The organism is Variovorax gracilis, from assembly GCF_030317115.1.
Classification (GTDB): domain Bacteria; phylum Pseudomonadota; class Gammaproteobacteria; order Burkholderiales; family Burkholderiaceae_C; genus Variovorax; species Variovorax gracilis.
Genome location: NZ_JASZYF010000013.1, coordinates 102,116 through 125,164, shown reverse-complemented (window position 1 = coordinate 125,164; position 23,049 = coordinate 102,116). Strand labels below are relative to the sequence as shown.

Sequence of the window (23,049 nt, the reverse complement as noted above, 5' to 3'; positions counted from 1 at the left end):
CTTCAGCCGAACCGGATGCCCTGTGCCAGCGGCAGCTCGGTCGAGAAGTTGATGGTGTTCGTCGTGCGCCGCATGTATTGCTTCCATGCGTCCGAGCCGCTCTCGCGGTCGCCGCCCGTTTCCTTCTCGCCGCCGAATGCACCGCCGATCTCTGCGCCACTCGGACCGATGTTCACGTTGGCCATGCCGCAATCCGAGCCCGCCGCGGAGATGAATCGCTCGACCTCGCGCAAGTCGTTCGAGAAGATGCACGACGACAAGCCTTGTGGAACGTCGTTGTGGATCGCAATCGCCTGATCGAGGTCGTCGTAGGCCAGCACATGGAGCAACGGGCCGAAGGTTTCGCGCCGGACCAACTCTGTCTGCGCCGGCATGTCGGCAATGGCGGGGCGCACGTAGTAGGCCCTCGGGAAGCGCTCGGCCAGCACGCGATCGCCGCCGAAGAGAATGCGGCCGCCCTGCGCCTCGACTTCGGCGACGGCATTCCGCAGGGCGTCGTAAGCGGCCTCGTCGATCAGCGGGCCGACCAGCGTGCCCTCTTCCAGCGGATGACCGATGTGCAGGCTTTCGTAGGCCGCCAGCAGCTTCGCCACCAAGGCCTCCTTGACCGTGCGATGAACGATGAGCCGGCGCAGCGAGGTGCAGCGTTGGCCAGCGGTGCCCACCGCACTGAACAGGATCGCCCGCAAGGCCATGTCGAGATCGGCCGCCGGCGTGACGATCATCGCGTTGTTCCCGCCGAGTTCGAGGATGCGCCGGCCGAATCGCGCCGCCACACGCGGACCAACCTCCCGGCCCATGCGCGTGGAGCCGGTCGCGGACACCAGCGGAATGTCGGGGCTGTCGACCAGCGCCTGCGACTGCGCCGCGCCACCGATCACGATCTGCGCGAGCCCCCGCGGTGCGCCGTGTCCGAAGCGCGCGATCGCGCGTTCCAGCGCCCTGAAGGTCACGAGGCCGGACAGCGGCGCTTTCTCCGACGGCTTGAAGATCACGGGGTCGCCGCACACCAGCGCGATGGCGGCATTCCAGGCGAACACCGCGCTCGGAAAGTTGAATGCCGTGATGACCGCCACCGGCCCCAGCGGGTGGTACTGCTCCATGATCCGGTGGCCCGGCCGTTCCGACACGATGGTCCTGCCGTAGAGCTGCCGCGACAGGCCGAGCGCGAATTCGCAGATGTCCACGCCCTCCTGCACTTCGCCCAGCCCTTCCTGGGCGATCTTGCCGACTTCGAGCGAGATGACCTGGCCGATATCGACCTTGGACTTGCGCAGTTCCTCGCCCCAGAGCCGCACCAGTTCGCCGCGCGAGGGCGCCGGCACTTCGCGCCAGAGCCGAAATGCGGCCTGCGAACGCGCGACCACCTCGGGCATCGACGCGGCCGGCGTCTCATGCAGGTGCGCGAGATCGGCGCCGTCGATGGCCGAGCGCACGCGCAGTGCGCCGCCCGAGAGTTGCGGCGCGGTGATTCCGCAGCGTTCGAGAACAGCTTGTACGTCACTCATGCTTGTGGCTCCTTCCGGTTCCGGCGTCGTGCCTGAGGCGGCCAAGTATGTGCGAAGGTCTGGCCGCGAGGCGCACTCGCGTGTTCGGCGCCGGCGCCTGCGTCACCCAGGCCCGCGTAGCAACTGCCGACCCGCGTAGCGAGGAAAGCTTCGAGCGCAACCTGCTCCTGCCCGACGAAGCCGCACACAGGCAACTGCCCATTGCGCAGCAGTTCGAACACGCCCACGACCCCGGCAGCCGTCGCCAGCTCGATGGCGGTACGGTCCACGCCGCGCAGCCGGCCGCCGTGGATGCGGGCCATGCGCGTCTCCTGCTCGAAACGGCCATGGCGCAATCCCGAAGCCGATGCGAACACGATCACCTTGTCTTCACGGCTGTGCGGCACGGCGTGGTCGAGAACCTGCCTCAGCAGATCGCGACGCTCGATCAGGCGGAGGTCGTGCAGCAGCAACGCCATGGCATCGCGGTGACCAGGGTAGCGGAGGGTCTTGTAGTCGAGGTTCCGCACACGCCCCGCAAGCGTCTCGCAGAGCGTGCCAAGCCCGCCCGAGGTGTTGAAGGCCTCAAAACTTTCCCCGTCGAGCATCAGCGTCTCGAGTCCTTCGAGCGGTTGCGCGGACACCGGATGGCCCTGCACGATGGCCGCGCACGGATGACAGTACTCGTTGATGACGCCGTCGATGCTCCATGTGAAGTTGTAGCGCAGTCCGTTGGTCGCGTGGCGCGAAAGCGCGCCGACACGCAGGTGAAGGTCGTAGAGCTCGTCGAAGCGATTTGCAAGGTGGCCTCCCAGCATCCCGATCACGCCGGGTGCAAGGCCGCTCTGCGGCATCAGCACCGTAGGGGAACCCTCTGCCATGGCGCGGATGGCGGCTGTGGCGGCGACGTCTTCCGTCAGGTCGAAGTAGTGCACGCCGAGGGATCGGGCTGCCGCCGCGACGTTCGATGCGAGATAGAAAGGCAGCGCATTGATCACGACGTCATGGCCCAGCATCGCGGCGGCGAGCGCGGTGTCGTCCTCGACATTGACGATGATGCACTGCACCAGTCGATCGCCGGGCTCGTGCCGACGTAGCTCACGGTCTGCGAGCGTGACAGGCAGCCGGTGGTACTCGGCCACCATGTCGGCGACCGTGCCGCCGACCTTGCCAGCGCCCAGAACGAGGACCTTGCGGATGTCGATCGGATTCATGGGGCACTCCTTCGTATTCGGTCACCGGACTGAAGGAACTCTAGAAGGGCCCGCTGGCAGGAGGAAGCCGGCATTGCGTCGAATGCGCACGGCGTTTGGGCGAAATGACGGGGCGAACGCTCGAATGGTCAGCGCGCCAGCGGCAAGAAAAATCTTCTGCGTTGTAAAGCCGTTGACATACGGTGCGTCCGGGCGTTCCTAAACTGGGTCGCAACGCCGAATCACAGAGCCAGCGCCCGCCGCCTCAATCCGTCCGGATCCCGAATCACGCAATGCGACTTGACCATCTCGATCATCCCCTGGTCCTGAAGCTGGGTCAGCACGTTCGAGGTCATGACGCGGCTCAGGCCGGCGATGTTGGCCATCTCCTGGTGCGTGAAGGAAATGCGGATCGCAACGCCCGCGGCGTGCGCCTCGCCGTAGGTGTCGGCCAGTTGCACCAGATGGTGGATCACCCGCTGGGCGGCAGTGGCCTGGCTCAGGAGCAGGTTCTGGTGGGCGAGCACGCGCAGCTTGACGTTCATCAGCCAGAGCACCTGGCGCAGGCACTCGGGGTCGCGCTCGATGCAGTGCAGCAATTGCTGCCGCTCGACCTGCCGTGCCACCACGTCCGACGAGGCCACCGCAGTCACCGAATGGCGGCCGTCCAGGAAGGCGCTGCATTCCCCGACCAGCCCGTGGGTGCCGACGATGGCCATGTGCTTCTCGTGTCCGGACTCCGACAACAGCACCAGCCGTACGCGCCCGTGCTCGACGACGAGCACATGGTTCACCGGGTCGCCCTGCGAAAACAGGGTCTGGCCCTTGCTGAAGCGCACCGTTGGCGCGCCGCCTGCCGTCAGCGTCTTCCAGGCGAAGTGCGGCACCTCGATCCATGCCGAGGGGGACGTCGCCGTGTCTCCGTTCTTGTTCATCGTCTCAAGGCCTTGTCGTTGCGCAAGGCGATTTCATGAATCATCCATTCTCTGCGTACCGCAAGCTCTTCCCTATCCTGGACAACGCGGTCCAGCTCTCCAGTTGCTCGCAGAGCGCGCTCAGTCTGCCCGTGCGGCAGGCCATCGACGACTACCTCGATGCCTGGGTGAGGCGCGGCGCCGACTGGGGCTACTGGATGGAGCAGGTCGACCTGGCGCGCGCGGAGTTCGCTCGCATGATCCATGCCGATGTGGATGACATCGCGATGCTAGGGAGCGTGTCGGACGCGGCTTCCAGCATTGCCTCGGCGCTCCGCTTCGAAGCGGATCGCCGCGGCATCGTCACGACCACGCTGGACTTCCCGTCGATCTGCCATGTCTGGCTGGCTCAGCAGCCCCGCGGCGCGCAGGTTCGCTTCGTGCAGGCGGAGGCCGGCGACACGGGCACGACGAACCGCATCGTAGACACCATCGATGCACAGACGGCCCTGGTGTCCGTTTCGCATGCCTGTTTCTATGACGGCCAGATCGTCGACATCGACGCCACCGGCCGGGCATCGCGCGAACGCGGCGCCATCCAGTTCGTCGATGCCTATCAATCCGCCGGCTCCATCGCGATCGATGTTCGCGAACAGGCCGTCGACATCCTCGCGAGCGGCGCACAGAAATATCTGCTGGGCATTCCTGGCATCGCCTTCCTGTATGTGCGCCCCGACCTCGCGAGGCGGCTGACGCCCACGGTCACCGGCTGGTTCGGCCGCGTGAACCCGTTCGAGTTCAACCCCGCCAACCTCGATTTCGCGGCGGGAGCGACCCGCTTCAATACGGGCACACCGCCCATGATGTGCGCCAGCGTGGCCCGCGCCAGCATGAGCCTGCTGAACGAGATCGGCATACCGGCGATCGAGGCCTATCTGACTCGGCTTTCGGCGGTCGCCATAGAGGAAGCGGCGCGCCTCGGCCTTTCGATTGCAAGCCCGACCGCCCCATCCGCCAAGGGCGCCAACACGGCCATCCGCATCCCCAATGCGGCGCAGGTGGAGGCACAGATGCTGCAGGCCGGCTATGTGGTCTCTGCACGCAACGACGTCATCCGTGTCGCGCCGCACTTCTACAACACCGCTGACGACGTCGTGGGCGCCTTGCGCGAACTCGCGCGTCTGACGCGATGATGCCCATGCGAAACCCCACCGAGGACACCCCCAGCTCGCATTGCGCCTCGGCCGAATGCCGGGTGTCTGCGCAGCGGGCCCTGGCCTTCCTTGCCGATGGCCTGCAACTCGGGCGTTGGGCGCTGGGATGCTGGCAGACGGAAGCCGTTGGCGATGGCGTCGTGCGCGGCCATTCGCTGTTTGATGATCAGCCGGGCTATGTGCGTCCCGTGATGGACGAGGCACGCATGACCGTGGTCTACTACGTCGGCGGCACGCCCGACGTGCTGAGCCCTCGCATCAGCGCGGTGGTCGAACCCCTCGCCGCGGCGGACGGCGCCGACGAGTCATGCCGCATCAGCCTGCTCGCGACGCGCACGCCCGACATGGACAACGCCCGATGGCTGCGCCTCGTGCATTGCCATGAAGTAGAAGTGCTGCTGATCCAGGCCCGCCTCGACCTTCAGACCGCATCGCCGCGCACCACGCCACTCGCCAGTTCTTTGAAACCACGATGAGGAAGAGATCATGAATCGACGCCATTTCGGCCAGGCATTCGCGGCAGCCTTGCTTGCTCCGGCGCTCTCGTCGCCTTGGAGCGCCAACGCCAGCACCAAGGCCTACACCGGGCCCATCCGCGTGCTGGTCGGCTTTCCGCCGGGCGGCGCCACGGACGTGGTCGCGCGCGCCGTGATCGACAAGCTGGGCAAGACCATGAGCGGCCAGGTGTTCGTCGTCGACAACAAGCCGGGCGCCGGAGGGCAGATCGCCGCACAGCTGCTCAAGGCGGCACCCGCGGACGGCTCGACCATCATGCTGTCGATCGACCACACGCAGGTGATCATTCCCCTGACCATCGCCGCTGCCGGCTACGATCCGGTGGCCGACTTCACCGCCCTGGCAGGCGTGGCGAGCTACTACAACGTGCTCGCCGTCAGCGCCGCCACCGGCGTGAAGACCATGGCCGAGCTCGGCACATGGGTGAAGGCGCATCCGAACGAAGCGAACTATGGAATTCCCGCCGCCGGCAGCGTTCCGCAGTTCATCGGCCACGTCATCGGCAAGTCCTTCGGCGTGACGATGAACTCGGTGCCCTACAAGGGCGGCGCTCCCATGGTGCAGGACCTGCTCGCAGGACAGATTCCGATCGGCATCGCCTCGATGACGGAGCTGATCGAATACCACCGCGCCGGCAAGGTCCGCATCCTGGGCAGCTCGGGCCAGGAGCGCAGCAAGACCGCACCTGAGATCCCCACCTTCCAGGAGCTGGGCTTCAGCGGAATCGACAAGAACCCGTGGCTGGCCTTCTTCGGACCGAAAGGGATGCCTCCGGATTTCGTCGACCAGTTCGACCTCGCGATGAAGACGGCGCTGGCGCAGCCCGACCTCCAGGAGCGCCTTGCGAAGATGGGCAACGAGGTCACGGCCGCCTCGTCGAAGGAAGTCGGACAGTGGGTGATCGATGCCAATCGCAACTGGAGCAAGGTGATCCGGGAATCGGGCTTCAAGGCGCAATGAACACCGAGATACGCATGGGACGCGAATTCATCCAGAGCGGATCGCGCTGGGAAGAGCTGGCCGGCTACTCGCGCGCCGTGGTCGACGGCGAGTGGGTCTTCGTCTCCGGCACCTTGGGCCAGGTCTTCGCCACCGGTGAGTTTCCGGCCACGGCGCAGCAGCAATGCGAGGTCGCGCTCGACACGATCGAAGCCGCGCTCTCGCAAGCGCGCTCGAGCCTCGCCGACGTGGTCCGTGTACGCGTCTACGTTCCGGACCGCGCCGACGTGATCGCCGTCAGCGAAGTGCTCCGCCGCCGCTTCAATGCCAACCGCCCGGCCAACACCACGCTGTGCAGCGCGTTGGCCGTGGAAGGCGCCAAGGTCGAACTCGAAGTGACCGCGCGGCGGCAGATCTGAGCCGCGCAGGGGTTTGTGAATCGTCTTTTCTCGATTGGATCTTTTGATGACCATCCTCACGCAACTCGCCCAATCCCTGCGCAACGGTTCGGTTCGCGCGATCGACCTCACACACACCTTGAGCGAGGACTTCCCTGCCCTGCAACTGCCGCCACAGTTCGGCCAGGTCTCCCCGTTCAAGATGGAACGCATCTCGCACTACGACGAAGCCGGGCCCGGCTGGTACTGGAACAACTTCTCGTGCGGCGAACACACCGGCACGCATTTCGACGCGCCGGCACACTGGGTGACCGGCAAAGACCACCCTCGCAACACCGTCGACACCATTGCGCCCGACAACTTCATTGCGCCGGCGGTGGTGGTGGATGCGAGCGCCGAAGTGGCGCAGGACGCTGACTGGCTGCTCACCGTCGAGTTCCTGCAGGCCTGGGAAGCGCAACACGGCCGAATCCCCGAAGGCGCCTGGGTGTTCCTGCGCACCGACTGGTCCAAGCGCCTCGGCGACCCGGCGGCCTTCGTGAACATGCGCGAAGACGGCGCCCATACGCCGGGCCCCACGCAGGCAGCGGTGGAGTGGCTCATCCATGAGCGCAAGGTGCATGGCTTCGGCGTCGAGACGATCAACACCGACGCCGGGCAGTCCTATGCCTGGCCACTGGCCTACCCCTGCCACACACTCATGCACGGCGCCAACCGGTACGGCCTGCAATGCCTGAAGAACCTCGACCAGCTTCCACCCACGGGCGCACTGATCGTGTCCGCACCGCTGAAGATTCAGCAGGGTTCCGGCAGCCCGCTCCGGGTACTGGCACTCGTCGAAGGTTGACAACCGAGCGATCAAGCCCTCAGGCGGCTCAGGCACTGCTGCTGGTCAGCGGCCATTTCGCCTTCAGTTGGGCGATGGTCCCATTGAAGACGTTGACGTCGATGTCCGGCCTCGTTCCGGGGATGGGCAATTGCACCAGGATCTCGCTCGAGAACTGCCAGAGGGAATAGGTCGGCCAGACGCCGGTCGGGAAGTCACTGACCGAACTGCGGAAGCGCGCGTACCACAACGGTGTCCTGGCGAAATCGGTGTTCCTGAAGTTCGCGGAGATGAGCTTGGCGCTCGCGTGATTGGTGTAGAGGACCGGAAAGCGGCCCGTGCGCTCCTTCACTCGCTTGATGAACCGCAAGGCCTCGGCCGCATCCATGAGTTCGTCGGAGGTGGCATCCTCCAGGTCGAGCGAGATCAGTTCGCCCGCTTCCGGCTTGACGGTGTCGATGTAGTGGTCGGCCTGTGCCTCGGGCTCCCCGGTCAGGCCCCAGTGATACGACCCCCACAGGTAGCCGCGCTGCTTCGCCTCGGCCTTTCGCGCGAAATAACCGCTGTCGATGCGCGTCGTGCCGATCGTGGACTTGTGGATGATGGCGACCACGCGCCTTTCAGTCTGAAGCTTGTCCCAGACGATGGTGTTGTCCGCAAAAGCATCGATGACCAATGCAGTGTCGGGGTTGGTCCATGGACGATCGAATTCACCTGTGGGCATGGGGATCCTTCACGCGTTCAATGTTTGGAAGATGAGGCCTGCAGTCCAACGGCCATCGCGCGGAAGTGCTTCTTGCCGCCCGGCGCGTCCTTGCACTTCTCGCCTCCGGCGGAAACCTCTCCGTCGTCGCTCAGCACGTACACCGTCCCCGGTGTCTCTCCCTTCACCTCGAAGAGAGCTTCCGGGTTCAGACCGAATCCAAGGCTCTTCGCCTTGACAGGCTTCGATCCGGGGCCCGCCCAGCGATAGAGCCTGAAATCCAGTGCCTTGGGATTGAGGGAGCGATCGTCATGCGCACCGGCAACGATCACGTAGCCGCCATCCACCCACTCGATGCTTCGAATCCCGCGCCTTCCCAGGTCGAGAGCGATCAGGTCTCCGAACTGCGGATCAGCGGCCGAATCGATCACCGCGGCCGGGTTGAGGAGCGGCAGGACCAGTGCCTTCCCCTTCGGCCTCGGGTTCCGGAATCCGATCAGCAGGCGTCCGTCAGGGGTCGCGGCAAGGCCTTCGATATTGAGGCCCTCCCCGCTCTTCGGCGCGAACTGGGACGCATCCTTGAGCACCGCGAAGCGTGGGTCCGCGCCGATGAAATCCAGCAGCTTCGTGTAGGGCGGCGTCGAGACCGCCTTGACAGTCGGTACATCGCCTGTCTCGTCGATGCTTGTCGCGAAGAAGCGCAGCCGGCTGGGCTCGACCTTCGCCTTCTTGTCCCTGCCATGCGATGCAATCCAGTAGATGCGATTTCCGACGCGGGCTGCACCCTCGACATCCGATTCCTTCTTGTCGGCGCCACGGAGGTAGCTGGTCAGGTCGATCTGGGCCTTGGAGTCCGACTCGCCGAAACGGTAGACGTGGAAAACGTTGCGCTCGTCCTCGCCCACCACAAAATGGTTCTTGCCGATCGCAATCGCCGCGGACGCGTCGCAGATGCCCTCGTAGACGGTTTCTGCCGCGATGCCGGGCCGGATCGCGACGCAGGCCAGCGCGAGCATTACGGCGCACGGTTTCCAGGGACGTCGGGGCACAGTCATGTCGATGCTCCTCGCAAGCCGCCTCATGCGGGGCGTGCTCGTCACGAAACAGAAGTCTGCAGGGCAGAGAGAGTGTGCGCGCCATCCGTGCTGAAGCGCATCCGCCCAATGAGGGAGAGGCGATCAGGCCGTTGCGGACCGATCAAGCCCCAGCCGACGATCCGCGAACCACCAGTTCGCCCGGCAGCAACAACTGCCGCGCAGGTCCTTCGAGGCCGCGCAGGCGCTCGATGAGGCAGGTGGCCGCGGCGCGCCCGATGGCGTCGGTCGGCTGCGCGACGGCGCTCAGTCCGGGACCGATCAACGGGGCCCATTCGGCATCGTCGAAGCCGACGAAGCCGACATCCGTACCAAAGCCCAGCCCCATCCGCGCCATGGCCGCGGCCACGCGCAGCGTGACCACCGCATTGCCCGCCAGGACGGCGACGCGGCGGCCGCGCCTGGCACGCTTGCGCAAGGCACCCAATGCGGCCTCGAGGGCATCGCCATCGTCCCCCGTGCATTCGAAAACCTCGCCCGCCACGCGCGGCTCGTGCGCGGCCATGCACGCGCCGAAGGCCGCCGCGCGTTCGCGCCGCGAGCTCACGCCCTTCAGCGGCTCGGTGATGTAGAGCAGTTCTCGATAACCGCCTTCGACGAGATGCCCGCAGGCCATCTTCATCGCGGCCACGTTGTCCAGCGAGACGAAGTCGGTGTGCATGCCGGCGTGCCTGCGGTCCACCAGCACGGCCGGCTTGCCGTGCAAGGCGTCGGCATCGACAAGGCCTGCACCACGTCCCAGCGTGTTGAGGATGAAGCCGTCGACCTGGTAGCCGGCGAGCGCGTCGATGGCCTCGCGCTCGCGGTCGATGTCGTTGCCGAGGTTGAACAGCATGACCAGGTAGCCGGCATCCTGGCAGGCCTTCTCGGCGCCGCGAAGTACGGCGACCGAATAGGGGTTGGTGATGTCGGCCACGATCAGGCCGATCAGGCGCGAGCGGCCGTGGCTCAACGCCTGCGCCATGGGACTCGGCGTGTAGGCCAGTTCGGCCACCGCGGCTTCCACGCGGGCTGCGATGTCGGGGCTCAGCAGGCGTTCGCGGTGGTTGAGGAATCGCGAGACCGTGGCCTTCGACACGCCGGCCGCCTTGGCCACGTCCGCGATGGTTGCGCGACCCTGCCGCTGCATGGGAGCCCTGACGTTCAAGCGGAGGCCATGTCGAAGACGGCCAGGGGCTTCTCGCCGGCCAATGCGCGCAGCAGATTGGTGGTCGCGAGCTCGGCCATTGCATGGCGCGTCTCGTGCGTGGCCGAACCGATGTGCGGCAGCGGCGTCACGCGCGGATGCGTGCGCAGCGGCGACGCCATGGGAAGCGGCTCGGTCGCAAAGACGTCGAGACCCGCCGCGCGCAGCGTGCCCTGGTCGAGCGCTGCGAGCAACGCATCTTCCTGCACAGTGGCCCCACGGCCGCCATTGATGAAGATGGCGCCCGGCTTCATCGCGCCGAACACCTTCGCGTCGATCATCCCGCGCGTGCTGTCCGACAGCGGCAGCATCGCGACGACGATGTCGGAACGCGCGAGCAGTTCATCGAGCGGCGTGTGCATTGCAAGGCCCTGCAATTCCGGCGCCTGCGTGGCGAGATCGACCGCGCGTCGCGCGTGATAGAGCACCGGCATGCCGAAGCCGAGCGCGGCACGTCGCGCGATCGCCTGGCCGATGCGGCCGAAGCCCAGGAGGCCGACCGTCTTGCCGTGCACGTCGAAGCCGAACAGGTCCTCGCCGACGTTCTGGGTCCACCGACCCTCGCGCACCAGGTTCGACAGTTCGACCACGCGGCGGCTGGTCGCCATGAGCAGTGCGAAGACGGTGTCCGCCACTGTCTCGTCGAGCACGCCGGGCGTGTGGCACAGCATGATGCCGCGCGCATGGAGCGCTGCCAGCGCGTAGTTGTCGACGCCGACCGATACGCTGGAAACCACTTCGAGCTGCGGCGCGCACGCGAGCAATGCATCGTCGATGGGAAAACTCGAGCCGATCAAGCCGTGGGACGTCGGCAACGCCGCGTCGAAGGCCGCGCGTTGCGCCGCCGCGCGCGGATTTGCGACGGTGACTTCGTGTGCCACGCGCAAGCGCGCCAGCTGGTCATCCGGCAGCTCCCGGAAAACGAGGATGTTCTTGCGCGTCATAGCCGGGCCTCTTCGAGTTGCGCCCGCGTGGGCAGGCCTTCCGTATCGCCGAGCACCTGCACGGCGCGCGCGCCGATCCAGGCGCCGCGCCGGACAGCTTCAGGCACCGTCCTGCCTTCGAGCAGCGCGCTCACCACGCCCGCCGCGAAGCCATCGCCGGCACCCACGGTGTCGACGATCTCCTTGACCGGGAAGCCTTCGACCCGTCCCGTGCCTGCCACGTCGCTGTCGTAGTAGGCGCCCTCGGCGCCGAGCTTCACGACCACCAGCCTGGCGCCGCGCTGCCGGTAGAAATGCGCCACACCTTCCGGCGTGCTCTCGCCGGTCAGGAACAGGCCTTCTTCCATGCCCGGCAGCACCCAGTCCGCGCGGGCCGCGAGATCGTTGATGGTGTTGCGCATCACCTCGGGCGAGGACCATAGCGTAGGCCGAAGATTGGGGTCGAAGGAAATCGTGCGGCCTGCCTGGCGCATCACGTCCATGGACTTTGTCGCCGCCTGCAGGCTGGTGCTGGAGATGGCTGCGAACACGCCGGTCGCGTGCAGGTGCCGTGCGGAGCGCAGCCAGGCTTCATCGATGTCGGCCGGGCCCATCTGGCTTGCAGCCGACCCTTTTCGGTGGTATTCCACCGGCGGATCGCTGCCGTCCGTCACGCGGCCCTTGAACTGGAAGCCGGTGCGCTGCGTCGCATCGGTGATCACATGAGAGCAGTCGATGCCCTCGCCCTGCATGGCGGCGAGCAGCGCGCGGCCCATCGAGTCGGTGCCGAGCCGGCTGGCCCAGCCGACCTTCAGGCCCAGGCGCGAAAGGCCGATTGCCACGTTGGTCTCGGCGCCGGCCGTTCGCTTGTGGAAGGCCGTGGCGTTCTCTATCGGACCTGGCTGGTCGGCCACAAGCAGCAACATGGCTTCGCCGAACAGCGCGACATCGAAGGAAGGATGGGTCATGGCGTGGCTCGCAAGGAACGGATGTGCGAGACCTGGTCGCGCGTGATGGCGAACAGGTCATCGCCGATCAAAGGATATTCGATGGCGTGCGGCACGTCGGCCGGGAGCGCACGCAGCACAGCGCGCCAGGGCGCCACCGATTCGGCGAGCGGCACCGCCACCCACTTGGCCGGCAGTCGCTGTGCGCCTTTGCAATGTACGTAGCGCACGCGGCGGCCCAGTGCCTGCGCGGCCTGCAACGGGCATTCACCGACCCAGTGCCAGTTGCCCATGTCGAATGTCATGCCCAGGTCGAGCCCCGCACGGTCGGCGGCGTCGAAGAAGGCCTGCAATGCGGGCAGCGTGCCGGCGGAAACGGTCTGGTCGTTCTCGATCACGAGTTCGATGCGGGTTTCGGCGAGCTGCACCTTGAGGCCCCACAGCGATCCGTGCGACGACGGACCGAAGGCGCCGATCGACATCTTGAGCCGCTTCGCGCCCAGCGTGGTTGCCGCCGCGATGCCGCGCCCGAGGGCCGCGCTGTCGAGCCAGCCGCCTTCGGCCCAAAGACCTTCGGGGCTGGAGTAGACCGAGGCAAGTCCCGCCAGCGCCGGGAGTTCAGTCGCCGGATCGCGCAGCAATTCGCCACGCACCTCCACGCTGTCCGCGCCGGCAGATCTGGCGAGTTGCGAACACCACAACTGGCCGTGGCGCCCGATTTCCGCGGCGCCGAACGATGAAAGGGAAATGAGGATCGGCGTCATACGGCGAACTCCGCCCCCGCTTGCGGGAAGTACCGCGGATCCGGCTTGGCCGGGCCGCCTGTATTGCCCCCCGAAAGGGCGTGCAGAGCCACTCGAAGTGGGCGAGGCTGGGAGTCAGCCATGATGCGAACTGAGGATCTGGCCGAGGAACTGGCGCGTCTTCTCGTGCTTCGGATTGCCGAAGAATTCCGTGGGTGGGCCTTGCTCCACGATCTTGCCGTCGGCCATGAAGATCACGCGGTCCGCCACGCTGCGCGCGAAGCCCATCTCGTGGGTAACGCACAGCATGGTCATCCCGTCGTCGGCCAGGCCGATCATGGTGTCGAGCACTTCCTTGACCATCTCGGGATCGAGTGCCGAGGTCGGCTCGTCGAACAGCATGATCTTCGGCGCCATGCACAGCGCACGGGCGATCGCCACGCGCTGCTGCTGGCCACCGGAGAGCTGGCTCGGGTACTTGTGCGCCTGTTCCGGGATGCGCACTCGCGTCAGGTACTTCATCGCCACCTCTTCCGCCTGCGGCTTGCTCATGCCGCGTGAGCGCATCGGTGCCAGGGTGCAGTTCTGCAGGATGGTGAGATGCGGGAACAGGTTGAACTGCTGGAACACCATGCCGACCTCGGCACGCACTGCGTCGACGTTCTTGCCGCCGGCCGTGAGGTCGATGCCGTCGACCACGATCCGACCCTTCTGCACCGTCTCGAGACGGTTGATGCAGCGGATCAGCGTCGACTTGCCTGAGCCCGACGGCCCGCAGATCACAATGCGCTCGCCGGTGCGCACCGAGAGGTCGATGTCGGTCAGCACCTGGAAGGTGCCGTACCACTTGTTCACCGCCTCGAGCCGGATGATCGTCTCGGCGCCAGCGTGAGTCGCGACTGCATCGGTCATGTGTGCTCCCTGAAAGGCCTATGGGCTTACTGCAGCTTGGGCAGGTCGGTCTGGAGCCACTTCTGATAGAGCTTGTTGAGCTCGCCATTGGCCGTGTTCTTGGCGATGAACTCGTTCACGTTCTTGAGCAGGTCGTCCTGGCCCGGGCGCATTGCGATGCCCATGTTCTGCTGTACCAGCGTGAACTTGTTCTCGAAGGTATTGGCCGGAACGCGCTTGGCGATCTGCGCCGCGACGGTGGTGGACGCGCCGATCGCGTCGACCTGTCCCGACATCAGCGCCTGCATGGCCGACGCGTCGTCGTCGAAGCGGCGGATCTCGGTGCCTTCGGGCGCGGCCTTGGTCACGGCCACGTCCTGCGTACTGGCGCGGGCCACGCCCACGCGCACGCCCTTCAGGTCGGCGGCGCTCTTGATTGGCGCGCCGGTCTTGCCATACAGCACGATGGTCGCGGCCGCATACGGCTGCGAGAACTGCACCTGCTTGGCGCGCTCCGGCGTCACCGCGAGCGAAGCCACCAGCAGGTCGACCTTGTTGGTCAGCAGGAAGGGAATGCGGTTCGGGCCCGTGACCGGCACGATATTGGCCTTCACGCCCCAGTCCTTGGCCAGCAGCTTGGCGACGTCGGCGTCGTAGCCGTCCGGCTGGTTCTGCGCGTTGGTCGTGCCGTAGGGCGGGAAGTCGACGAGCATGCCGATGGTGATCTCACCCTTCTTCTTGATGTCGGCCACGCTCTGGGCGGATGCGAAAGGGGCGAAGGCAGTCAGCGCGGCGCCAAGGCCCAGGGCTGCAATCGCAGCGCGACGGGTGGTCAAGAGGATCATGTCGAGTCTCCTAGATTAAGAACAGAAACACAGAGGAAGGGTTCGGCGACGCGCTCATCTCGCGAGGGCGCGCGCCCTCTTGCGCTCCATGCGCGCGGCCAGCAGCGACAGCGGCCAGCAGATGACGAAATAGATCGCGGCCACCGTCGTGAAGACATGCAGCGGCTGGAAGGTCGCGTTGTTGATGATCTGCCCGGCGCGCGTGATCTCGGTGAACCCGATGATGGCCGCGAGCGAGGTGCCCTTGATGATCTGCACCACGTAGCCCACGGTCGGCGGCAGCGCGATCTTGAAGGCCTGCGGCAGCACCACGTCACGCATGCGCGAGGTGTAGTTGAGATTGAGCGCCTCAGCCGCTTCCCACTGGCCGCGTGGAATGGCCTCGATGCAGCCGCGCCAGATTTCGCCGAGGAAGGCGGCGCTGTTGAGCACCAGCGCCACGCCCGCCGCGATCCAGGGATTGATGTCGAAACCCAGCACCGGTGCGCCGAAGAAGATCAGGAACAGTTGCAGCAGCAGGGGCGTGCCCTGGAAGATCTGGATGAAGCCGGTGGACAGCACACGCGCCACCTTGCTCTCGGAGGTGCGACCCAGCGCAATGACCAGCCCCAGGATCGCCCCGCCGACAAAGGCGATGAGCGACAACGCCAGCGTCCACTTGGCCGCTTCGAGGATGAACAGGAATTCGGGAAAGCCGAAAGTACGCATGGTGTTCAGCGCCGATCCGGATAGTTGAGCGTGCGCTTGTAGATCAGCTTGAACAGCGCCGAGAAGGACAGCGCCAACGCCAGGTAGATGCACGCGACCACGATGTAGATCTCGAAGCTGCGGAAGGTCTGCGACTGCAGGTTGGCCGCGACCGAGGTGAGGTCATCGGCCGAGATCACCGACACCACCGCCGAACTCAGCATCAGCAGGATGAACTGGCTCGTCAGCGCCGGGTAGATGGCCTTGAGGGCGGGCTTGATGATCACGAAGCGGAAGATCCCCCACGGCTTGAGGTTGAGCGCCCTGCCCGCTTCGATCTGGCCCTTGGGGATGGACTCGATGCCGGCGCGAACGATCTCGGCCGCATAGGCGCCGAGATTCACCACCATCGCCGTGAGCGCCGCCGTGTAGGGCGACCAGCGCAGCCCGATGGCCGGCAGCGCGAAGAAAAAGAAGAACAACTGCACCAGGAAAGGCGTGTTGCGGATGACCTCGATGTACGCGTTCACGATGAAGCGCACCCAGCCCGGCCCAGAGGTCTTGCCCCAGGCGCAGAAGATGGCCACCACCAGCCCCAGCAGCGTGGCGACGAGCGAGAGCTGGATGGTGATCCAGGTGCCCTTCAGCAACAGCGGCCAGGCGGCGAAGACGGCGTCGAACTGGAATTGGTAATTCACGGGTGACGATGACTCGGGTGGGGGTTCGGGGGTGGTGCGCCGCAGTGCAGAAGCACTTCATTGCGGTGCGATTCAGTATATGTGAAACCGGTTTCAGCACCACCCTAGGGATTCCCCTAATCACCCGGCGTGCCTACACTGGAGCGATGCTGATCACCGACACGTCCGACGCGAAGGCACAGCTTGCAGCCACGGAGTCCGCCCCCGCGGTGCACCACTTGCGCCAGACCTTGCTGTGGCCGCTTCGCCTGATGCCGACGGCGCAACCGCGCCACGCGCATCGCGGCCCCTGGCAGGTGCTGCGCGACCTCGGCGATGCATCGCCATGGCGCGAGGAGATCGATGAATACACCGGCAGCAGCGACCGCTTCCACGAGCGCCACTACAACGAGTTCGTGAGCTTCCTGCCCTACGTGCAGCGCTTCCTGTACGGCGACGGCCGCAAGGGTCGCCAGGCAGGCACGGATTCGGGCAGCGATTCACCCATGCGCGTGTTCCGGCGCAACGACGTCACGGCGGTGCGAGTGGTGGCGCGGCCCGGCGACGCGCCGATCACGCTGCAGGTGGTGCACGTCGACCTGTACTTCTTCTTCGACGTCGACGTGGTACTGCTCAATGTCGAAGTCGGTGTCGACGACCTGAGCCTGCCGCAGGCGCAGGAGATCCTCTATCGCTTCGGCCGAGCCTATCCCGGCGGCTGGGATGCGCAGGGGCAGGCTCTGCACTGCATGAGCAACGTCGAATGGCTCGCGGCCGACGGCAGCGTGTTGTCGAGGTCCGATGCGCAGCAGCGCGAAGCCTTCATGTCGCATGTGGCCGAGCACCGCGCACCGCGCCTGGCCGCCCACTGGGCGTGGCTGATGCGACCGCTCGTGAGCGACCATTCGGACGAGGCCGGCGCGCTGCGATTCCGCCAGATCGAGTACTACCGCATGCCGGTGATGGCCTACCTCGCGCTGGACGACCCTCGCCGCCTGTCGCGCACGGACTTCGTGCGGCTGGCCCTGGTCAGCGGTGCCGCGGACCCCGTCGTCTCCGGCGGCGGTCCGCTGCCCTTCGCCGAGGACAGCATGGCCGATTTCGAGGAGCGCTACTGCTACGACCGCTTCTGGGTCAATGCCGGCGCGGCGCCCAACACGCGCTACCTGTGCAACGGGCGGGCGCTGATCGTGGTCGGCGATGCCCACGCCGAGTTCTTCTGCTGCCGCGACCGCGGCGTGCTGGCGCAGTTCCGGCACCAGCACTTCCTGCTCTTCCTCATCGCGCATTTCCAGAAGGCGGCGCTGCTGATGTATTCGGACCGGCTGGTCGAGGCGCTGCGCAACCTCGACATTCACGACGTCGCGAGCGTCAAGCGCTTCAAGCGTGCGATCCGGGCCAGCTTCGAAGGCTTCCTGCGCTTCACGCACCGCTACTGGTTCCACGAGATCTCCGAACAGGCACAGGTGCGCGCGCTGTCGCATCTGTGCACCACGCACCTTGGCCTCGACCCGCTCTACGACGAAGTCAAGGAGCGCATCGCCGACATGAACACGTACCTCGATGCCGACAGCTTGCGCCGGCAGGCCAACACAGTGGTACGGCTCACGGTGGTCACGCTTTTCGGCCTGATCGGCACCATCACGACCGGCTTCCTCGGCATGAACCTGCTGGCGGAAGCTGAATCGCCGATGTGGCGCAAGCTGCTCTGGTTCGGCCTGACCTTCGCATTCACGACCTGGCTCACGGTCTACACCATGGTCAAGTCGAAGCGGCTGTCCGACTTCATCGACGCGCTGTCGGACGAGCGTCACACGCTGCGTACCAAGCTGGGCGTGCTGGCGAGGGTGTGGCGGCCCGGATCCGACTAGGGAGCCTCGCTAAGGCCTCGGCAACCAGACCTCGATCGCGCCGGGATCGGCATTGATCGGGCGCGGCAGCAGCTTGACGACCCAGGGCTGTCCGGTCGGCGTCGGAGCGGTCTGGACAAGTGCCTGCGCACAGGCGCGCGATGACTCTTCGCGGATGACCACGGTCGGTGCCGGATGGCCCACGGGTGGCGCCCGCCCCTGGCGACGCGAGGTGCTGAGCACGTCCTCGATCGGCGGCACGGAGGCACCCAGTTCGCGCCAAGGCCCGCGCCATAGGCGTGCCTTGTCGCGGAACGCGGTGCCGTAGGTCTGGATGTAGACGACAGCGCCTTCGCAGACGTCGGGCGGGATCGGCGCCGGCGCGGGGGCCGAACCGTTTGAACCGGTCGAGGGTGCGTAGGGCGGCGGCGCGGCCGCCACCCGCGTCTCGCCGCGCCACCCCGTCACCAGGTCACGCACCCGCACGGCAATGGCAAAGGGCTCCGGCAGGATGCCGCTGCAGTTCTGCTTCGACCCCGTCTGACCCGTGTAGTCGCGCGCCCAATAGCGCGGCGCGCACGGTTGGGCCGGTGGAGGCTGCAGGCAGTCGATGCCGTTGCCGGGGTCGAGCAGGCGCGCGCAGGCCGGCGCACGCTGCTCCACGGTTTCGTTCGCACAGGCCTGCTTGGCGTCGTCGACGATGCGCACGGACAAACGGAAGTTCGCCATGAAGTTGTCGCTGCCTTCGCGGCACAGCAAGTCGCCCGTGCGCAGCAGCTCGGCCGCCAGCAGGGCCGGCGCATCGCCGCCGCCTGTCCCGTTGCGCAGGTGCGCCCAGCGTTCGGTGAGATCCTTGAATGCGCTGTTTTCCGAACGCTCCGCTTCAGCGCGTTGTGCGCGCCAACTGTCGATGCCCTGCCATGCCGCGACGCCAAAGGTGGCCGCGGTCCCGATGCCGATCGACGCCGTGACCGCCCCTGCCTTCAGGACCCGGGCCTGGAGGCGGCTCATCGAGCCCACAGCCGCTGCAGCGGCGCTGTCCTTGTCGCCGGGTTTCGCCGCTTGCGGCGTGGAGTTCGGTTGCCCGTCGTCGGGCACGAACAAGCCGGCTGCGCCTGCGGCGACGTGCTCGAGCATCTCTTCCTCGAGCCGATCGCCGATCTCGGCGCCAAGGCGGAAGTAGCTTTCCCACTGCGCTTCGTCGAAGAACTGGTCGGTGGTCGGCTGTTGAGGAAACAGCGGATTGGCGGCCTTGAAGTTCACGAGATCCACAGGCAGTGCGGCAGAGACGTTGGGCTTGACCAGCACGATCTGCCCCATGGCCCCGCTCGCGTAGCGCACCTGCGCCAGCGCGAGGCAGGCCTGGCTGCTCGGCGACGCGAGGTCGTTGAGCGAGCCGAAGGAGGCAAGGTGCGTCCAATCGGCGCCCGGCCGCGGCTTCATGAAGGTGATCTCCGCATTGAGATCGATGCGCGCGCGGCGGATGAGGATCTCCAGGTCGCAGAAGCGGTAGTCCGGATCGGCGCCGCAGTCGGCGATCACGATCAACGCGGCCTCCTGCCGCAGCAGCGCGTAGGCGCCCGTGTTCTCGAAATGGCCGCCGTCGCTCAGGTACCAGTTCGCCGAGCTGCTGCCCGGGAACGCGCCGAAGCATTCGAGCAGCATGAAGCGTGTCTTCATCAGCAACGGGCTCGCATGCACGACGGCGCCGCGCTGCACGATGCCGGCGTCGGCACTGTTCCACCAGTACCCGAGCCGCAGGCCCGCAAAGACCGACAACGCCGAGATGCCGCGCTTGGTCAGCCGGCCGAGGCCGGGCGCAAAGGCCGCGCCCGAGATCGCGGTCCATGCGCCGAGCGAGAGCGCGCCGTCGCCATGGGCCTGTGTCCAGGGCGCGCCGGCTGCCTGCATCCAGCCGCAGGGCCCGACGGTGAGCGGCAGGCTCTTGCGGTCGCGATTGAAGAGCTTGTCCTTGGTGCCGTGAGTCTGGTTGATGCAGACATTCGCAAAATGAACCAGGCCGCCATGGGTCTGCGGCGCATAGTGGAGCTGCGAGATGTCGTCGTGCGAGTCGACCTCCCCCACGGGCACCTGCGGCGGCTCCAGGCCCGACATCTTGTCCGTCGGGCTCGCGCCCAGCCGGCGCGCATTGGCCGCACCGAGATAGCCCCGAACGATGCGCGCCTTGTAAAACATGTGCAGCGACGAGACGTTGAGAAAGGCGAAGTTGCGCCCCGTCACCAGCGCGTAGGTGCCGAGGATCACGGCGATGGTGCCCAGCCAGGCCCAGCCGCGCATGAAGTCCAGCCCCGCGGGCGTGAACACGGGCAGCAGCACCACCGAATACACGACGCTCACCCACCATGCGGCAAGACAGAAGGCCAGCACCAGGCCCAGCACGCTCGCGAGCGTCATCACGAGGGTCTTGCCGACGCCGGGGATCTCCTGCCGATGGGAGAGCAGCATCGGCAGCACGCCGCGAAGCCCCGCGGCCACGACCAGCAATACCGCACCGTAGGAGATGGACTGCCGCGGCGTCTCCGCCGCCAGCCACCAGGCGCTGCGATCGAGCAGGCCGAGCATCACGATCAACAGCGCCGTGTTGATTACCGACGCCAGCCAGTCCGTCAACTCGTTGCGCAACTCGGCCGCCGATCGCACACGGCTGCGGTACAGCACCCACAGCAAGGAGACGACCCAGCACAGCGCAAAGACCTCGAAGGCCGGAGCCAGCCAGGGCGGCCCGCTGTAGCGCCGCAGCAGCGGCGGACCGATCCAGCAGGCGCCGAGACCGAGCGCCACCCACATGGCGACTTGCAGCAGCATCGACGATGTCGATGGCTTGTCGCGCACCGACCAGTAGGCGCAAGCCAGAACCACCGAGGCGATGAAAGGCCCGACGAGCGTGAACCACAGGGTCGGCCACTGTGTCGCCCATTCGACCAGCAGGCGCACGTACTGCACGCTGGTGAGCGCAGTCGCGCCGTTCGCGTTGTCGGGCGAGATGCTGTTGAGGTCCACAGCCCTGAAGACCGCGTCCCACAGCAACAGATTGGTCGCCGCGAGCACGATGCCGATCAGGCTGGCAGCGATCGCGAGTTCGATGTGCGTGCCGAGCAGGTTGCGCAGGTAGAGCGCGGCGGCGAAGAGCGTGTCACGCAAGCCGCCCGGAATGAGGTAGCGACCATTGCCACGCAGCCACCAGCCGAAGCGCGCGCGATCGACGTCGCCGAGCGCGCGCTCGATCTCGCGCACCTCATCGGCCGACTTCGCGTTCGTGCAGAGCCGGCCCAGCATGGCGCCGACGTAGCCACCTCCGGAAACCGTCGACATCAAGTCGAACCTGAGCAACTGCCGCTGCGCCGCCAGCGACTTGAGCAGCCCCAGGCAGAAGGTCGCGCTGCGGATGCCGCCACCGGACAGTGCCAGGCCCCAGGGCCGACGGCCGTCATCGGCGCCATCAAGCGCACGGCGACGCTCGGCGACCAGCTTCTGGATGGTTTCGTCCATGCGGGTCCTCGTCGTTCGGTCGCAATATTTCATGCTTGCCCCGGCGCATCAATGGAGCGAACGGTCTATGCCGGACCGCAGGGCCGCATTGGTTAAGCTCGCCCGGCGCGAGTCGACACCGCTACCGGGAGCCCTATCCACATGACAGCCAACACCGCATCTGCAGCACCGGCATCCAATTCGCGGCCTTCGCGGCCAAGGCTGCGCCAGTGGTGCGGTGGCCTCCTGGTGGCGGCCTGCGCGCTGCTCGCCAGTTGCGCCAGCCACAGCGCCTGCGAGACGCCCTACGCCGCATCCCCGCAGTTCCAGGGCTGCGGTTTCCGCAATCCGCCCAATCCCGACGCGCTGCCCTCGGCGAGCCAATGGAAGATCTGGTCGCGATTCCTCGTCGGCACGAAGACCGACACGGTACCGACCGACCCGATCCCGGTGCGCCCGCTCACCACCGCGCAGTTGGAGGCGTTGGACGCGCAGGGCAATCACGTGATCCGCCTGGGTCACTCTTCCCATCTGCTCAAGCTGCGTGGGAAGTTCTGGTTGATCGACCCGGTCTTCAGCGAACGCGCATCGCCCTTCCAGTGGATCGGCCCCAAGCGTTTCCACAAACCGCCGCTCACGCTCGAACAGTTGCCGCCGATCGAGGGATTGATCCTCTCGCACGACCACTACGACCATCTCGACATCGCGACCATCGAATACCTGGCGAAACGCGTGAACCGTTACTTCGTGCCGCTGGGTGTGGGCGCGCGGCTCGTGGAGTTGGGCGTGCCGGCCGATCGAATCGCCGAGTTCGACTGGTGGCAGGCCGGGCAACATGACGGCGTGCAGCTCACCGCCACGCCGGCCCAGCATTTCTCGGGACGTACGCTGGACGACCGCGACAAGACGCTGTGGGCATCGTGGGTCATCCAGAGCGGCGACCAGCGCATCTTCTACAGCGGCGACTCCGGCTACTTCAAGGGCTTCGGCCAGATCGGCGAGCGCTTCAGCGGCTTCGACCTCGCGATGATGGAAAACGGTGCCTACGACGCCTACTGGCCCTCGGTGCACATGACACCCGAGCAAAGCGTGCAGGCCTTTCAGGACCTGCGGGCCAAGGTGCTCTTCTCGGTGCACAACAGCACCTTCGACCTCGCCTTCCACACGTGGCACGACCCGCTGGACCGCATCGCGGATCTGTCGGAGCGACAGAAGATCGAACTCGCCACGCCGGCCATCGGCGAGGTGCTGACGGTCGGCCAGCCGCGCACCAATGTGCGCTGGTGGCAAGGGCTGAAGTAGCCCCGCCTCCGCAAGGCCGGGCGGATCAGCGCCGCCGCTGGCGCTCGCGAGCGCGCCGCACCTGCCGGCTCTGCCCGGCTTCGGCGATGGCGCGCGCCTGATCGGCCTTCTTCTGCCGACGCTTGTTGGAGAGCCAGCGGCCGAGCGCGTAGCTGGCAAGGCCGCTGACCACGGCGATGACCAGGCCCAGGATTCCGATTTCCATCTGCGTCCCCCCGTGTGCCG

The 23,049-nt window shown here is 66.5% G+C and carries 22 protein-coding genes; 7 read left to right on the top strand and 15 right to left on the bottom strand.

Going from position 1 to position 23,049, the window contains the following annotated elements; translation table 11 throughout:
• Positions 1-2: 2 nt before the first annotated feature.
• The 3 genes from amaB to QTH97_RS23240 all read right to left on the bottom strand — a co-directional run bounded on the left by amaB (position 3) and on the right by QTH97_RS23240 (position 3,615).
• Positions 3-1,508, bottom strand: a complete 1,506-nt coding sequence (amaB, locus tag QTH97_RS23250; RefSeq protein WP_286570836.1) for an L-piperidine-6-carboxylate dehydrogenase — start codon at positions 1,506-1,508, stop codon at positions 3-5.
• Complete coding sequence (locus QTH97_RS23245) at positions 1,505-2,701, bottom strand: saccharopine dehydrogenase family protein (RefSeq protein WP_286570835.1); 1,197 nt, start codon at positions 2,699-2,701, stop codon at positions 1,505-1,507. Before QTH97_RS23245 ends, amaB begins: the two co-directional genes overlap by 4 nt.
• A 221-nt stretch (positions 2,702-2,922) precedes the next feature.
• Positions 2,923-3,615 (bottom strand): Crp/Fnr family transcriptional regulator, encoded by a 693-nt coding sequence (locus QTH97_RS23240; protein WP_286570834.1) that lies wholly within the window; start codon positions 3,613-3,615, stop codon positions 2,923-2,925.
• A gap of 35 nt (positions 3,616-3,650) precedes the next feature.
• Here QTH97_RS23240 and QTH97_RS23235 point away from each other — a divergent pair, with 35 nt between their 5' ends.
• The 5 genes from QTH97_RS23235 to QTH97_RS23215 are packed head-to-tail and all read left to right on the top strand — an operon-like array spanning position 3,651 to position 7,508.
• Positions 3,651-4,787: an aminotransferase class V-fold PLP-dependent enzyme gene (locus QTH97_RS23235; RefSeq protein ID WP_286570833.1), complete on the top strand. Its 1,137-nt coding sequence runs from the start codon at positions 3,651-3,653 to the stop codon at positions 4,785-4,787.
• 5 nt (positions 4,788-4,792) lie between these two features.
• Positions 4,793-5,284, top strand: coding sequence for a hypothetical protein (locus QTH97_RS23230; RefSeq protein WP_286570832.1), 492 nt, complete (start codon positions 4,793-4,795; stop codon positions 5,282-5,284).
• A gap of 10 nt (positions 5,285-5,294) precedes the next feature.
• Positions 5,295-6,284 carry a Bug family tripartite tricarboxylate transporter substrate binding protein gene (locus QTH97_RS23225; RefSeq protein WP_286570831.1) on the top strand — a complete coding sequence of 330 codons (990 nt, stop codon included), beginning with the start codon at positions 5,295-5,297 and terminating at the stop codon, positions 6,282-6,284.
• Complete coding sequence (locus tag QTH97_RS23220; RefSeq protein ID WP_286570830.1) at positions 6,281-6,682, top strand: RidA family protein; 402 nt, start codon at positions 6,281-6,283, stop codon at positions 6,680-6,682. Before QTH97_RS23225 ends, QTH97_RS23220 begins: the two co-directional genes overlap by 4 nt.
• Positions 6,683-6,728: 46 nt before the next feature.
• Positions 6,729-7,508, top strand: a complete 780-nt coding sequence (locus tag QTH97_RS23215) for a cyclase family protein (protein WP_286570829.1) — start codon at positions 6,729-6,731, stop codon at positions 7,506-7,508.
• Positions 7,509-7,536: 28 nt separating this feature from the next.
• Here the strand turns inward: QTH97_RS23215 and QTH97_RS23210 are convergent, their stop codons facing one another.
• The 10 genes from QTH97_RS23210 to QTH97_RS23165 form a co-directional block, all read right to left on the bottom strand.
• Complete coding sequence (locus QTH97_RS23210; RefSeq protein WP_286570828.1) at positions 7,537-8,211, bottom strand: glycoside hydrolase family 25 protein; 675 nt, start codon at positions 8,209-8,211, stop codon at positions 7,537-7,539.
• A 17-nt stretch (positions 8,212-8,228) separates the two neighbouring features.
• Positions 8,229-9,245: a DUF3616 domain-containing protein gene (locus tag QTH97_RS23205; protein WP_286570827.1), complete on the bottom strand. Its 1,017-nt coding sequence runs from the start codon at positions 9,243-9,245 to the stop codon at positions 8,229-8,231.
• A gap of 142 nt (positions 9,246-9,387) precedes the next feature.
• A complete protein-coding gene (locus QTH97_RS23200; protein ID WP_286570826.1) occupies positions 9,388-10,413 on the bottom strand; it encodes a LacI family DNA-binding transcriptional regulator in 1,026 nt (341 codons plus the stop codon).
• Positions 10,414-10,427: 14 nt separating this feature from the next.
• Complete coding sequence (locus QTH97_RS23195) at positions 10,428-11,414, bottom strand: 2-hydroxyacid dehydrogenase (RefSeq protein WP_286570825.1); 987 nt, start codon at positions 11,412-11,414, stop codon at positions 10,428-10,430.
• Positions 11,411-12,361: a sugar kinase gene (locus QTH97_RS23190; RefSeq protein WP_286570824.1), complete on the bottom strand. Its 951-nt coding sequence runs from the start codon at positions 12,359-12,361 to the stop codon at positions 11,411-11,413. The genes QTH97_RS23195 and QTH97_RS23190 overlap by 4 nt, the downstream gene beginning before the upstream one ends.
• Positions 12,358-13,104: a sugar phosphate isomerase/epimerase family protein gene (locus QTH97_RS23185; protein WP_286570823.1), complete on the bottom strand. Its 747-nt coding sequence runs from the start codon at positions 13,102-13,104 to the stop codon at positions 12,358-12,360. Before QTH97_RS23185 ends, QTH97_RS23190 begins: the two co-directional genes overlap by 4 nt.
• 114 nt (positions 13,105-13,218) lie before the next feature.
• Complete coding sequence (locus tag QTH97_RS23180; protein ID WP_286570822.1) at positions 13,219-13,995, bottom strand: amino acid ABC transporter ATP-binding protein; 777 nt, start codon at positions 13,993-13,995, stop codon at positions 13,219-13,221.
• Positions 13,996-14,021: 26 nt separating this feature from the next.
• Positions 14,022-14,819, bottom strand: a complete 798-nt coding sequence (locus QTH97_RS23175) for a transporter substrate-binding domain-containing protein (RefSeq protein WP_286570821.1) — start codon at positions 14,817-14,819, stop codon at positions 14,022-14,024.
• 54 nt (positions 14,820-14,873) lie between these two features.
• Complete coding sequence (locus tag QTH97_RS23170; protein WP_286570820.1) at positions 14,874-15,527, bottom strand: amino acid ABC transporter permease; 654 nt, start codon at positions 15,525-15,527, stop codon at positions 14,874-14,876.
• A gap of 5 nt (positions 15,528-15,532) precedes the next feature.
• A complete protein-coding gene (locus QTH97_RS23165; protein WP_286570819.1) occupies positions 15,533-16,204 on the bottom strand; it encodes an amino acid ABC transporter permease in 672 nt (223 codons plus the stop codon).
• 146 nt (positions 16,205-16,350) lie between these two features.
• Here QTH97_RS23165 and QTH97_RS23160 point away from each other — a divergent pair, with 146 nt between their 5' ends.
• Positions 16,351-18,054, top strand: coding sequence for a magnesium transporter CorA family protein (locus tag QTH97_RS23160; protein ID WP_286570818.1), 1,704 nt, complete (start codon positions 16,351-16,353; stop codon positions 18,052-18,054).
• 9 nt (positions 18,055-18,063) lie between these two features.
• On the opposite strand, the gene QTH97_RS23155 is transcribed toward QTH97_RS23160, so the two are convergent.
• Entirely contained in the window at positions 18,064-21,543 is a 3,480-nt protein-coding gene (locus QTH97_RS23155; RefSeq protein ID WP_286570817.1) for a patatin-like phospholipase family protein, read from the bottom strand.
• 141 nt (positions 21,544-21,684) lie between these two features.
• Between QTH97_RS23155 and QTH97_RS23150 the strand changes: the two genes are divergently transcribed.
• Positions 21,685-22,824, top strand: a complete 1,140-nt coding sequence (locus QTH97_RS23150) for an MBL fold metallo-hydrolase (RefSeq protein WP_286570816.1) — start codon at positions 21,685-21,687, stop codon at positions 22,822-22,824.
• Between the two features lie 25 nt (positions 22,825-22,849).
• Here the strand turns inward: QTH97_RS23150 and QTH97_RS23145 are convergent, their stop codons facing one another.
• Entirely contained in the window at positions 22,850-23,029 is a 180-nt protein-coding gene (locus tag QTH97_RS23145) for a hypothetical protein (protein ID WP_286570815.1), read from the bottom strand.
• Positions 23,030-23,049: the final 20 nt, after the last annotated feature.